The organism is Pseudalkalibacillus sp. Hm43 (genome assembly GCF_051842935.1).
GTDB lineage: Bacteria > Bacillota > Bacilli > Bacillales > Fictibacillaceae > Pseudalkalibacillus.
This window is the reverse complement of record NZ_JBPXRR010000001.1, coordinates 2,478,965-2,490,911: the sequence shown is the minus strand read 5'-3', so window position 1 is coordinate 2,490,911 and position 11,947 is coordinate 2,478,965. Positions and strand designations below refer to the sequence as shown.

Annotated in this window: 11 protein-coding genes and 2 riboswitches; of the genes, 9 read left to right on the top strand and 2 right to left on the bottom strand. The window is 42.5% G+C overall.

What is annotated here, in order from left to right:
- Nucleotides 1-83 precede the first annotated feature (83 nt).
- The 9 genes from sufB (at nucleotide 84) to ACSVDE_RS13090 (ending at nucleotide 10,052) form a co-directional block, all read left to right on the top strand.
- Entirely contained in the window at nucleotides 84-1,481 is a 1,398-nt protein-coding gene (sufB, locus tag ACSVDE_RS13130) for a Fe-S cluster assembly protein SufB (protein ID WP_439301322.1), read from the top strand.
- Between the two features lie 171 nt (nucleotides 1,482-1,652).
- Entirely contained in the window at nucleotides 1,653-2,948 is a 1,296-nt protein-coding gene (locus ACSVDE_RS13125) for a hypothetical protein (RefSeq protein ID WP_439301321.1), read from the top strand.
- Nucleotides 2,926-3,093: a hypothetical protein gene (locus tag ACSVDE_RS13120; RefSeq protein WP_439301320.1), complete on the top strand. Its 168-nt coding sequence runs from the start codon at nucleotides 2,926-2,928 to the stop codon at nucleotides 3,091-3,093. The genes ACSVDE_RS13125 and ACSVDE_RS13120 overlap by 23 nt, the downstream gene beginning before the upstream one ends.
- A 302-nt stretch (nucleotides 3,094-3,395) precedes the next feature.
- Nucleotides 3,396-3,517: riboswitch (SAM riboswitch) on the top strand.
- Nucleotides 3,518-3,751: 234 nt separating this feature from the next.
- The gene (gene msrA, locus ACSVDE_RS13115; protein WP_439301319.1) at nucleotides 3,752-4,234 is read left to right on the top strand and encodes a peptide-methionine (S)-S-oxide reductase MsrA; all 483 of its coding nucleotides are present in this window, start codon (nucleotides 3,752-3,754) and stop codon (nucleotides 4,232-4,234) included.
- Nucleotides 4,235-4,524: 290 nt separating this feature from the next.
- Nucleotides 4,525-5,376, top strand: a complete 852-nt coding sequence (locus ACSVDE_RS13110) for a DUF72 domain-containing protein (RefSeq protein WP_439301318.1) — start codon at nucleotides 4,525-4,527, stop codon at nucleotides 5,374-5,376.
- Nucleotides 5,377-5,413: 37 nt separating this feature from the next.
- The gene (locus ACSVDE_RS13105; protein ID WP_439301317.1) at nucleotides 5,414-6,814 is read left to right on the top strand and encodes a bifunctional metallophosphatase/5'-nucleotidase; all 1,401 of its coding nucleotides are present in this window, start codon (nucleotides 5,414-5,416) and stop codon (nucleotides 6,812-6,814) included.
- 66 nt (nucleotides 6,815-6,880) lie between these two features.
- Nucleotides 6,881-7,186 carry a YunC family protein gene (locus ACSVDE_RS13100; protein WP_439301316.1) on the top strand — a complete coding sequence of 102 codons (306 nt, stop codon included), beginning with the start codon at nucleotides 6,881-6,883 and terminating at the stop codon, nucleotides 7,184-7,186.
- 77 nt (nucleotides 7,187-7,263) lie between these two features.
- Nucleotides 7,264-8,052: a sporulation protein YunB gene (gene yunB, locus ACSVDE_RS13095; RefSeq protein WP_439301315.1), complete on the top strand. Its 789-nt coding sequence runs from the start codon at nucleotides 7,264-7,266 to the stop codon at nucleotides 8,050-8,052.
- Nucleotides 8,053-8,143: 91 nt separating this feature from the next.
- Nucleotides 8,144-8,329, top strand: a riboswitch (Lysine riboswitch).
- Nucleotides 8,330-8,471: 142 nt separating this feature from the next.
- The gene (locus ACSVDE_RS13090; RefSeq protein ID WP_439301314.1) at nucleotides 8,472-10,052 is read left to right on the top strand and encodes a Na+/H+ antiporter NhaC family protein; all 1,581 of its coding nucleotides are present in this window, start codon (nucleotides 8,472-8,474) and stop codon (nucleotides 10,050-10,052) included.
- Nucleotides 10,053-10,106: 54 nt separating this feature from the next.
- Here ACSVDE_RS13090 and ACSVDE_RS13085 read toward each other — a convergent pair whose 3' ends face one another.
- On the bottom strand, nucleotides 10,107-11,477 hold the full coding sequence (locus ACSVDE_RS13085) for an ammonium transporter (RefSeq protein ID WP_439301313.1): 1,371 nt from the start codon (nucleotides 11,475-11,477) through the stop codon (nucleotides 10,107-10,109).
- 22 nt (nucleotides 11,478-11,499) lie between these two features.
- Nucleotides 11,500-11,841: a P-II family nitrogen regulator gene (locus tag ACSVDE_RS13080; RefSeq protein ID WP_439301312.1), complete on the bottom strand. Its 342-nt coding sequence runs from the start codon at nucleotides 11,839-11,841 to the stop codon at nucleotides 11,500-11,502.
- Between the last annotated feature and the right edge of the window lie 106 nt (nucleotides 11,842-11,947).

Below are 11,947 nucleotides of genomic sequence, written 5' to 3'. Positions count from 1 at the left end.
TCCATGCACCTTACAATGGAAGTATAGATACTACGTACTCAACTGGCTCTGGATGTATGTATCCTTTAAGGAGGGATTGAACGATGGCTAAGAAAATGCCAGAGATCGGCGAATATAAATATGGTTTTAAAGACAAAGACGTTTCGATCTTTAGATCCAAGCGCGGATTGACGGAAGAAATCGTACGAGAAATCTCCCGTATGAAAGATGAGCCGCAATGGATGCTCGATTTCCGTTTGAAATCACTTGAACAGTTCTATAAGATGCCTATGCCTCAATGGGGCGGTAACTTGAAAGAATTGAACTTCGATGACATCACGTACTATGTTAAACCGTCTGAGAAATCTGAACGCTCTTGGGATGAGGTACCAGAAGAAATCAAGCGTACGTTTGATAAGCTAGGTATCCCTGAAGCAGAGCAAAAATATCTTGCTGGTGTATCCGCTCAGTACGAATCTGAGGTTGTATACCACAACATGCAAGAAGACCTTGAAAACATGGGGATTGTCTTTAAAGACACTGATACTGCTCTTAAAGAGAACGAAGAGCTGTTCAGAGAGCACTTTGGGAAAACAATACCTCCATCTGATAACAAATTCGCAGCATTGAACTCTGCAGTATGGTCTGGTGGTTCCTTCATCTACGTTCCAAAAGGTGTGAAGTGTGATACACCACTACAAGCGTACTTCCGAATCAACTCAGAAAACATGGGTCAATTCGAGCGTACATTGATCATCGCGGACGAAGATTCTTCTGTACACTACGTTGAAGGTTGTACAGCTCCAGTTTATACAACGAACTCACTACACAGTGCAGTCGTTGAGATTATCGTCAAAAAGAACGCATATTGCCGTTATACGACGATCCAGAACTGGGCAAACAATGTCTTCAACCTCGTTACGAAGCGTGCTGTAGCGGAAGAAAACGCGACGATGGAATGGATCGACGGAAACATCGGTTCCAAGCTGACGATGAAGTACCCAGCAGTCATCTTGAAAGGTGAAGGCGCACGTGGTATGACATTGTCCATCGCACTTGCTGGTAAAGGTCAACACCAGGATGCTGGTGCGAAAATGATTCACTTAGCTCCGAATACGTCATCTACGATCGTATCGAAGTCCATCTCTAAAGGCGGCGGTAAAGTAACTTACCGCGGTATCGTACACTTCGGACGTAAAGCACAAGGTGCTCGCGCAAACGTTGAGTGTGATACGCTCATCATGGATAACGAGTCTACTTCTGACACGATTCCATACAATGAGATCCTGAACGAAAACATTTCCCTTGAGCACGAGGCGAAAGTTTCTAAGGTATCAGAAGAGCAACTCTTCTATCTCATGAGCCGTGGAATCTCTGAAGAAGAAGCAACAGAAATGATCGTAATGGGCTTCATCGAGCCATTCACAAAAGAACTTCCAATGGAATACGCAGTCGAAATGAACCGACTGATCAAATTCGAAATGGAAGGCTCAATCGGATAAAAATGATGAAGAACCCTGGCATGATTCATGCCAGGGTTTTTTTATGTATTCTAATTTTCCAAAAATATTGATAGGTAAAATGTATAATAGACTTTATTGATATTCTGAAATGTGTAGCAGGAAAAAATAACAATATATAGAATTTATTTATTACTAAAGGGGGGAGAGATTATGACAGCGGAAGTAAGTATTCTCAACCGTTCTGGAGTTGCTCTCGCAGCTGATAGTGCGGTCACGATTGGCGCAAGAAAAGTGTATAATTCTGCAAACAAGCTTTTTTCATTATCTAAATTTCATCCGGTTGGAATAATGATATACGGTGGAGCGAGTTTTATGGAAATTCCTTGGGAGACAATAATTAAATCCTTTAGAAGCCATCTTGGGATGAAAAAATTTGATAAATTAAAAACATACCAAGAGGAGTTTATAAAATACATATCTAGTGATGACCGATTAAAGAATGTAAATACTGAAAGAAAAGTTGTAGGTAGAACATTTTCTGAAGTACTTAATTTTGTTATTAATAAAGTTCAAACTATAGTTGAAGAAGAGTTAATACAGGGGCGTAGAATTCCTGAAGATCAAGTTAAGGATCATTTAGAAAACAGTGTTAAAAACTATCTAGATCATTTAAGGGATACTAATCACATCATATTGGAAATAAATTTAGATGATTTTACACGTGAACACTCAGAGGTAGTTGAAAGTGTAATTAAGGAGAAAGTACTGTTTAACATCGATAGCTCTACTCGAGTAATATTAATGGAGTTGGCATTTGAAGCGGTACGAAGAAATTATTTTACTAATGGATCATCAGGATTGGTTATTTCTGGTTATGGAGAAGATGAATTATTTCCTTGTTTGTATGAATTTAAAACTGATGGATTTGTACTTAACACACTCAAATTAGAGCAACAAAATGGGTGTGAAATATCTATAGATAATGATAAACCGTCCTCAGCAGTAATACCATTCGCTCAAAAAGAAATGGTTTATTCATTTATGAAAGGTATGGATCCGGTACTACAAGAAAATATACAAAATTTAATTGGAGATATTTTTTCAAAGCTTCCACAAATAATTCAAGAAAATACCAGTGTTCAATTCTCATCAAATGAAGTTTCTGAATTATCGGACTTGGGTATGGAAATCATTAGACAAATATTTCATGAGATATCTTCATTTCAAAATAGTCAGTATTCGTCACCAGTAGTCGAGATTGTTGATTTCTTGCCGAAAGAAGAAATTGCAGAAATGGCAGAAGCATTGGTAAATCTTACATCGTTTAAAAGAAGAATTTCGATTGATACTGAAACTGTGGGTGGACCAATTGATGTTGCAGTAATTACTAAAGGTGATGGTTTTATTTGGATAAAAAGAAAACATTATTTTTCTCCAAATTTGAATTATGGATTTTTTCAAAATTATTTAAGGGGTGGTAAAAATGATGATTCCGTTAATGAGTGATGAGAAATCAAACAAGGAGAAATTTTTCAATTTGACCCCAGAAGAAAAACTTTGGTTTAACTTAAAGGAAAAAGAGAAGGAAGAGGAAAATGAGTTGTATAAAAGAGTAATTGAAGGTCTGAAAAAAAATAAAGATAATAATTAGGACATGGTAAATCAAGATCAAAAACAGTCTTAAACTCAAATTCAAAATGTTTTGCTTGATTAATTGACTTCGGGTCTTCCGAGGTCTTTCTTATCAAATTAATGCCTGTATGCTTGTAAAAAATTTTGTTCAAATAAAAAATATGTCAAATGCATTCACTCATTTTACTTTATGTTCATAATATAAATGTACTACTGAACAAGCTAATGTAACGATATAATTTTATGAGAAAAAATCCTTTACAACGTTACCGAATCGTAGTAAGATTCTAATTAAATCAAATTTAAATGAATAATGAAAACTTCTTATCCAGAGAGGCGGAGGGACTGGCCCTTTGATGCCCGGCAACCATCGAATCAATCTTATGATTGACGAGAACGGTGCCAATTCCTGTAGGATAGTCAAATATCCTAGAAGATGAGAGGATCGTTTATGATCATAACGAACCCTTTTCTTACTGGATAAGAAAAGGGTTTTTATATTGGGTATAATGTCTAGCTTCAGCACCTTGTCACTTGGATCACTTCAATTCTCCTGCGGCGGAAACAATCTCCTCGTCGGATCTCCAGTGACCTTCGTGACTTGACGCGGTGCTTACGCTTTTCTACCTACAAGCTCTCGAAGGAAGTTTCGTTATTTTTGAAAGGACAGATGAGTAATGGCAACAACTACAGCTACAGCAATTTTTGGTGCAGGATGCTTCTGGGGAGTGGAAGCGTTCTTTGAGCAAATTGAAGGAGTCGTTTCAACTCGAGTCGGATATTCTGGAGGACTTTTAGAAAATCCAACTTATGAGCAAGTGAAAGCTGGAAACACGGGACACGCTGAGGTTATTAAGATCGAATTCGATCCTACTGTCATTTCGTACATTGAGTTACTGAACAAACTGTTTGAAATACATGATCCGACTACCTTGAATCGACAAGGCATTGATATTGGTCATCAATATCGTTCCGCCATCTTTTACACAGATGAAGATCAGAAGATCGAGGCTGAAGGAAAAATTACGGCTCTGAAAGAACAAGCGGTATATAAGCTGCCGATCGTAACAGAAGTTAGACCGGCTTCCACTTTCTATGATGCAGAAGAATATCACCAAAAGTACTTTCAAAAGAATGGTTCTGCAGCTTGTGGCATCTAAAGGTTTTCTTACAGCCCTACGAACAGCAATCGTTTAGACAAGTCGAATAGTTTTCTGAAGAGACTTAAACACGAAGGGCTAGAAATGTATGCTACGTATTCAATATTTCATTCTTGCGACAGGGATTGTGATTTTGATATCCCTGAGCATAGCTGCTTTTGGAAACTTATGAAGAATGATAGAGCTCTTAAAACGATAAGAGCTCTTTTTATTTTGCTATTACTTGCACTTTTTACGTGAAGAACTCAAAATATAAGTACGAATATATGAAAATGAGAGGTTACGAATGTATGATTGAGATTGGAGTGACGGGTTGGGGAGATCATGACTCGCTGTACCCGCCGGATATCAAATCAACAGATAAATTGAAAACCTACAGCAGCTTCTTTCCGACTGTGGAAGTGGATTCGTCTTTTTACGCGGTTCAACCCATCAAAAATTATCAAAAATGGGTGAGGGACACTCCCGAGCGCTTTTCATTCGTGGTAAAAGCGTATCAAGGCATGACGGGACATACGAGAGGGGATATCCCTTTTGAAAGTACTGAAGAGATGTTCCGCTTATTCAGAGAGTCCATCAAACCTTTGCAGGAAGCGCATAAGCTGAAGATGGTGCTTTTCCAATATCCTCCGTGGTTTGATTGTAACCGGGACAATGTGGAACAATTACGACAAGCGAAGGAAAAAATGGGGGATATCCCTGTGGCGCTCGAATTCCGCCATCAATCCTGGTTCCATCCATCATTTCAACAACGGACCTTGGAATTCATGAAAGAGGAAGGCTGGATCCACAGTATTTGTGATGAGCCCCAAGCTGGAACCGGCTCTGTACCTACAGTCCTTGAACCAACTCATCCGGACCAAACGCTGATCCGGTTTCACGGTCGAAATGTCCATGGTTGGCAAAAGAAGGGCAAGAGCAACCAAGATTGGCGGGATGTCCGATATCTTTATCGATATTCTGAGGATGAGCTCATAGAATGGAAAGAGAAGCTTCTCGAGCTCCATAAGCCGGGTCACGATTTGACGGTCCTTTTCAACAACAACTCAGGTGGAGACGCCGCAGACAATGCAAAACAGATGATCGACCTATTAGGCATCGATTATGAAGGACTTGCACCGAGACAGCTTGATCTTTTCTAATGAACAAATGACTAGAATCATCAAAGGAGATGGTACAATGAGCCGTATGAAGCTCCATCTGTATCATACGAATGACTTACATAGCCATCTTGAACAGTGGCCGAAAATAATGGGCTTTCTTAAGCAACAGCAACAGATCCATGACCAGAACGGTGAGTGTGTGATCCGTTTCGACATCGGTGATCATGCTGACCGTGTGCATCCAGTGACCGAAGGAACGGACGGTCAAGGTAATGTGCAGCTCATGAATGAGGCTGGTTTTTTGAACGCGACGATCGGGAACAACGAAGGCATCACATTTTCTAAGGAACAACTCGATGCCTTATATGACGATGCCAACTTCCAAGTCATTCTTGGGAATTTGAAAAACAAAAATGGAGATCAGCCTCACTGGGCAAAGCCTTACGACATCCACACGTTGCCTAACGGGCTGAAGATCGGTGTCATCGCTGCAACGGCACCGTTCAAAGCGTATTATGAATTGTTGGATTGGGATGTACTCGATCCTTATGACACAATCAAACAATATGCTGAAGAAGTGAGAGGAGAGGTTGATCTCCTCATACTCCTTTCCCATCTTGGTTTGGAAGCGGACAAACAATTAGCTGAAGAAGTCGAGGAACTGGACATCATCCTCGGATCCCACACCCATCACGTTCTACCTGAAGGCATTCACTCTACGAAAGGTGTAACGGTCGGGCAAGCGGGTAAATTTGGTCTCTATGTCGGGCATATGGAGATCGATTGGAATGAAGAAGAACGGAAAATAGACCATATAAAAGCGGAAGTGTTCGACGTTCGAAACCAGGCTCCAGATGAAGAGAGTGAGCTGCTTCTCGACCGGCTGAAGGATTCTGCGAGAGAAAACCTTCAAGAGGTCGTCGCTGTTTTGGATGAGCCGCTTGAACTAGAGTGGTTCAAAAAATCACCTTTTTCAACGTTGCTTGCCGAAACGATCCGTGAATGGTGTGATACCGAAATCGGGATGATCAATGCCGGACTCCTTCTAGAGCCTTTGGAAAAAGGCCCGGTAACGAAGGGGGATCTTCATAGGGTTTGCCCACACCCGATCAACCCGTGCAAGCTCCTTTTAAAAGGAGAGTACTTGAAAGAAATGATTCATCAAGCTATGACGAAAGAGCTTGTCCATCTGGAGATCAAAGGTCTAGGATTCCGTGGTAAAGTGATTGGGCAGATGATTTTTGACGGTGTGGAAACGGAAGGACAGATGATGGAAGACGGCGAATATCACGTACGCAGGATCCTGATCAATGGCGAGGCACTTGATCAAGAGAGAATCTACACGATCGGGACGGTAGACATGTTTACGTTCGGTCGATTATTGCCTTCTGTGGCATACGCGGAACAAAAATCCTACTACTTGCCCGAAATGCTTCGCGACGTAATAGCCTGGAAATTAAAAACCCTAGAAAGATAGGCAAAGCGCCAACACGCTTTATTCTGCTATGACATATTCATAGTAAGGAAAAGGAGCGTGAGGAAGATGATTACCGTCACCCCGATTGAGATTGACGGGCATTTGTTTACTGGAGTCACAGTTGCATTACCAAAAACAAATTTCATGTCCATCAGTAACGATAAGGGCTATATCATGTGTGGCGCACTAGATGTCGCCTTACTCAACGAAAAATTAGCAGAGCGCAAAATCATTGCTGGTCGAGCAGTAGGTGTTCGAACACTGGATCAATTGCTGGATGCTCCATTAGAGTCTGTCACACTCGAAGCAGAAGCGCTGGGCATTACAGTTGGTACCACAGGTCGAGAAGCCTTGCTTAAAATGGCTCAATGATGATGTTCCCTTTGAAAATAATAGCGATACAACCCCCGTTCATTGCATACATATAGCAATAGATAGGGGGTATTTTTATGTGGCGGATCCGAAGGCGGGCCCGTGCAAGAGGTCCACTGCCTTTTCAATATGTCTTCATCATTTCGTTCATCATCTTTATCTTGTTGACCGCCCAAGCATTATGGCTCGTCGATCGGGGCATTCAACCTGCGCTCATGAAAATAGCCGAAACGGAAACAGAGGATATCGCGCAATTGGCGATACAGAGTGCGGTCAAAAACCGAATTGTAGACTCTGGAAAACTAGACAACTTAATTGTGAACATCCAAGATAACGATGGGAAAGTCGTTGGTGTGACCACAAATCCACAGGTAGTCAATGAAATCCAAGCTTTAGCGACAGCCAATGTACAAATGCTTTTAGAACAAATTGAACAGGGTAAGAAACCTGATTTCTATCGATTTGCAGATGTCGATGTGGAAAGGGAAAATGAACAACAAGCAGGTATCGTCACCGAGATTCCTCTCGGTCGGGCCACGAACAACTCTTTACTAGCAAACTTGGGGCCAAGTATCCCAGTCCGTTTCCGTGTAATCGGAAGTGTGCAAACCGATTGGGTCGAAGAGACCCAAACTTCTGGTATCAATAATACGAAACTAAGAGGATGGATCCATGTGGTCGTCAAAGTACAAGTCGTCGTACCATTCCAGACAGAAGAAAAAGAAATCAAAACGAACATCATGCTATTGTCCCACTTCATACCTGGTGAGGTGCCAGACTATTATGGTCCGGGTGGTTCGGTTCAGCCGACTGTCCCGATAACGGATAGTAATAAAGATGAGAAAGAGGATAAAAAGCCGGAGTAAACGACTCGAATGGTGCAGCCCTTGTATTATTATAGGAATTCTATTATAATATTACATGGCGCGCAAAGATAATATCATAAACCTTATCATCGGATGAGGTAGTGGAGCAAGGAACAAAAGTAGCCTGATGGGAGTATGACATCAATGATCATCAGCGAAAGGGTTCATTGCCGAAACCAGTTACGATTGTCAATGAATGACTGGTTGGGGTTGCACCGAACAGGTGTATCACTGTCACTATTCGGGAAAGATGGAATAGTGGAGAACTACGTGATCGATGGGGGATAACCGTTACAAAGGTAACGATAGGTTATTTTCTATCTATCGTTACCTTTTTTATTTTTACCTAAAAATGAAAAACCGGTTGTTACATCGATTCTGACTTATTTATAGATAAACTAAGGAGGAACATCGAACCAATGGAAAATACAATATACTCACTAATACCACCATTATTGGCACTCTTGATGGTTGCGCTGACTAGACGCGTGCTGTTGTCACTTGGGACAGGCATCGTCGTTGGTGCGCTTATGTTGAATGATTTTGATATTGCTGCGAGTGGTATGAAAATCTTTGAAATCCTGAGAGGTCTGTTCGTCGTTCAAAACGATGCAGGTGCCTGGGAAGTTAACACATGGAATGTCTTCATCTTATTGTTCTTACTCTTATTAGGTATCATGACGTCACTGATTGCGATTTCCGGGGGAAGTCGTGCATTTGGAGAATGGGCGATCAAAAAAGTGAAGACACGCGTCGGAGCTCAAATCCTGACGATCGTGCTCGGTATCATCATCTTTATTGACGATTACTTCAACTCACTTGCGGTCGGAAACGTCAGTCGTCCATTGACGGATCGTCATCGCATCTCACGCGCCAAGCTTGCGTACTATATCGATTCCACAGCTGCGCCAGTCTGTGTCATCTCTCCTGTATCCAGCTGGGGAGCGTACATCATCGGATTGATTGGAAGCATACTAGCTACACATCAAGTTGCTGATTACGGAGCACTAGAGGCATTCATCAGAATGATTCCGATGAATATTTATGCGCTAGCTGCGTTGCTTCTCGTATTTGCGACTGCTCTTTTCAACATCAACCTCTTCTCAATGAAGACGCATGAAGAGCGTGCGATTAAGGAAGGGCAAGTATTAGATCCTGAGAACAAAGCTGTTCCTGGTGAGCAAACTGGACTGCCCGAAAGTGATCGCGGAAAAGTCGGTGACTTGATCTGGCCGATCATCGCACTCATCGTCGGGACAGTTGCAGCAATGCTTTACACAGGTGCCCAGGCGACTGAAGGAGATGTGACTTTGCTTTCCATGTTTGAAAACACAGACGTGGCGAAGTCCCTTGTGTATGGTGGATTGTTCGGATTGGCTGTCACTGTCGTCTTGTTCTTGATGAAACAACTGCCTGGTAAGCATTTCGGCATAGGGATCTGGAAAGGTATTCAATCCATGTTGCCGGCTATCTATATTTTGATTTTTGCATGGGTGATTGTTGCAATCATCGATGAAATCGGCACAGGTAAATATCTTGCTGGTATCGTTGACGGTAATATCAACCTGGCATTCTTACCAGTCCTCTTGTTTTTGATAGCAGGCATCATGGCATTTGCGACTGGAACGTCATGGGGAACGTTCGGCGTCATGCTTCCGATTGCTGGGGAGATTGCTGCAGCAACGGACATTACGTACCTACTACCAGTCCTTGCGGCTGTTCTAGCTGGCTCCGTATTTGGAGACCACTGTTCACCGATTTCCGATACGACCATCTTGTCATCAACAGGTGCGGGAAGTAATCACATCGACCACGTTATGACGCAATTGCCATATGCAATCCTGGCAGCGGTCATCAGCTCGATCGGATTCTTGATTTTAGGCTTCACACTGAGCATTACACTATCCCTGTTGATTTCAATCGCCTTGATGGTAGGAGTTGCTTTTATCCTTCGAAATATGAATGCCGTTAAAGTGGATGCGCCAATAGAAAAACAGTAATGATCATAAGAAAACCTGAGTCGTTTTAAGTAACGGCTCAGGTTTTTTTCACGTTTAAGAGTTCTGTTTCTGTGGTGATCCAAGAGAGTTCAATCGATTGACGAGCCCATAGCCGAAGGTCGGCTGACTGTTTGCTGGACCAAACGATTCTCCTCTCGTATCGTAAGCGGTTGAACCATGTTCGCTGAAGTCGAGTCCCTGGATTTCTTCTTCTGCTGTAACACGGATTCCAGCAGGGATTGAAATCAGTTTTAACGCCAAAAATGAAATTCCGAAGGTCCAAAGGATGACGGCTGCCACGCCAGCGAATTGCACGGCGAGCAACGATATTCCACCACCGTAAAACAAGCCACCTTCCAAAGCGAAGAAACCGATAGCGACCGTGCCCCAAATACCGCAAATCCCATGAACGGCAATAGCACCGACCGGATCGTCCAGCTTCAGTTTTTGATCGATGAAAGGCACGGCTTCAATTAAAACGATCCCAGCAACGAACCCGATGATGAGTGCACCAAAAAGGGATACGTTCGCTGTTCCAGCTGTAATCCCGACGAGTCCTCCAAGTGCTCCATTCAATGTCAATGTTGCGTCCATCTGTTTAAACTTCATGTAAGAGTAGATTGCACTTGAAATAACTCCTGCTGAAGCGGAAAGGAGAGTAGTGGAGACAACCATTGGTACCAGATCAGGATCTGCGGCAAGACTGCTCCCAGCATTGAATCCGAACCAACCGAACCATAAAATGAAGACGCCGAGAGCTCCCAAAGGGATGTTGTGCCCCGGGATGACATTGACTCGGCCATCTCCATATTTTCCAAGGCGCCCCCCTAACAATAGAACCGCAACGATCGCACCAGTCGCGCCGGTCAAGTGAACGACGGTAGAACCTGCAAAGTCAATGAACCCAAGCTCTGCAAGCCATCCGCCTCCCCAAACCCAATGCCCGACCACTGGATATATGAAAGCCACCATGCTCACGGTAAGGAGTAAATAAGAACTTAACTTCATGCGTTCAGCTACTGCGCCGGATATGATCGTCGCACACGTTGCGGCAAATACAGCCTGGAAGACGAAGAAACCGATCTCACTGTCAGCATTTGATAAGAAGAAATGCGAGCTTCCTATCAATCCGCTTATTGAGTCTCCAAACATGATGCCATATCCGACTGCGAAATACAGGACTGCTCCAAGTGCCATTGTAAGGAAATTCTTCATTAAAATATTGAGCGCGTTTTTGGATCGTGTGAACCCTGTCTCCACCATAGCAAACCCCGCATGCATGAAGAAGACGAGGAAGGTTGCGACCATGACCCACATCATATCGATGGATTGGATGATACTTGGAATGGACTTTGATTCAGCGGCAAAGGTAACGGTTGGCAAACTGCTGAACAAGAAAGCAGACAATACGATTTTTTTCTTCAAGATTCATTCAATCCTCTCTAAATTAAATAATCGCTTGTGTTCCATTTTCTCCAGTGCGAATCCGATAGACGTCTTCTATGTCTGACACGAAAATTTTCCCATCACCGACCTGTCCTGTAGAACATGCCTCGATGATGACTTGGATCGTTTGTTCATATAACGATTTGCGGATGACCATTTCCACTTTCACTTTCGGTTCGAGTTGCAATTCAAATGGATTCCCCCGAAAAACACCTTGCTTTTTCCGTTGCTTTCCACAGCCCGCTGCTTCATACACGGTCAAACCATCAATTCCAATTTCTAGAAGCTTTGTACGGAGTTGTTGGAATTGCTCTGGGCGGATGATCGCTTCAATCTTCTTCATATGACACTCCTTTCATGTTAGGAAACCTAACATTTAACTGATTTATACTTTATAATATAGTAAATTTTCAGAAAATCAAGCGCAAAACTTCAGTCTATGTAAGAAA

Excerpts from the sequence above, each read along its gene's own strand:
- ACSVDE_RS13105 (WP_439301317.1), top strand. The coding sequence starts at position 5,414 with ATGAGCCGTATGAAGCTCCATCTGTATCATACGAATGACTTACATAGC.
- ACSVDE_RS13100 (WP_439301316.1), top strand. The coding sequence starts at position 6,881 with ATGATTACCGTCACCCCGATTGAGATTGACGGGCATTTGTTTACTGGA.
- msrA (WP_439301319.1), top strand. The coding sequence starts at position 3,752 with ATGGCAACAACTACAGCTACAGCAATTTTTGGTGCAGGATGCTTCTGG.
- ACSVDE_RS13090 (WP_439301314.1), top strand. The coding sequence starts at position 8,472 with ATGGAAAATACAATATACTCACTAATACCACCATTATTGGCACTCTTG.
- ACSVDE_RS13110 (WP_439301318.1), top strand. The coding sequence starts at position 4,525 with ATGATTGAGATTGGAGTGACGGGTTGGGGAGATCATGACTCGCTGTAC.
- ACSVDE_RS13120 (WP_439301320.1), top strand. The coding sequence starts at position 2,926 with ATGATGATTCCGTTAATGAGTGATGAGAAATCAAACAAGGAGAAATTT.
- sufB (WP_439301322.1), top strand. The coding sequence starts at position 84 with ATGGCTAAGAAAATGCCAGAGATCGGCGAATATAAATATGGTTTTAAA.
- ACSVDE_RS13080 (WP_439301312.1), bottom strand. The coding sequence starts at position 11,841 with ATGAAGAAGATTGAAGCGATCATCCGCCCAGAGCAATTCCAACAACTC.
- yunB (WP_439301315.1), top strand. The coding sequence starts at position 7,264 with ATGTGGCGGATCCGAAGGCGGGCCCGTGCAAGAGGTCCACTGCCTTTT.
- ACSVDE_RS13125 (WP_439301321.1), top strand. The coding sequence starts at position 1,653 with ATGACAGCGGAAGTAAGTATTCTCAACCGTTCTGGAGTTGCTCTCGCA.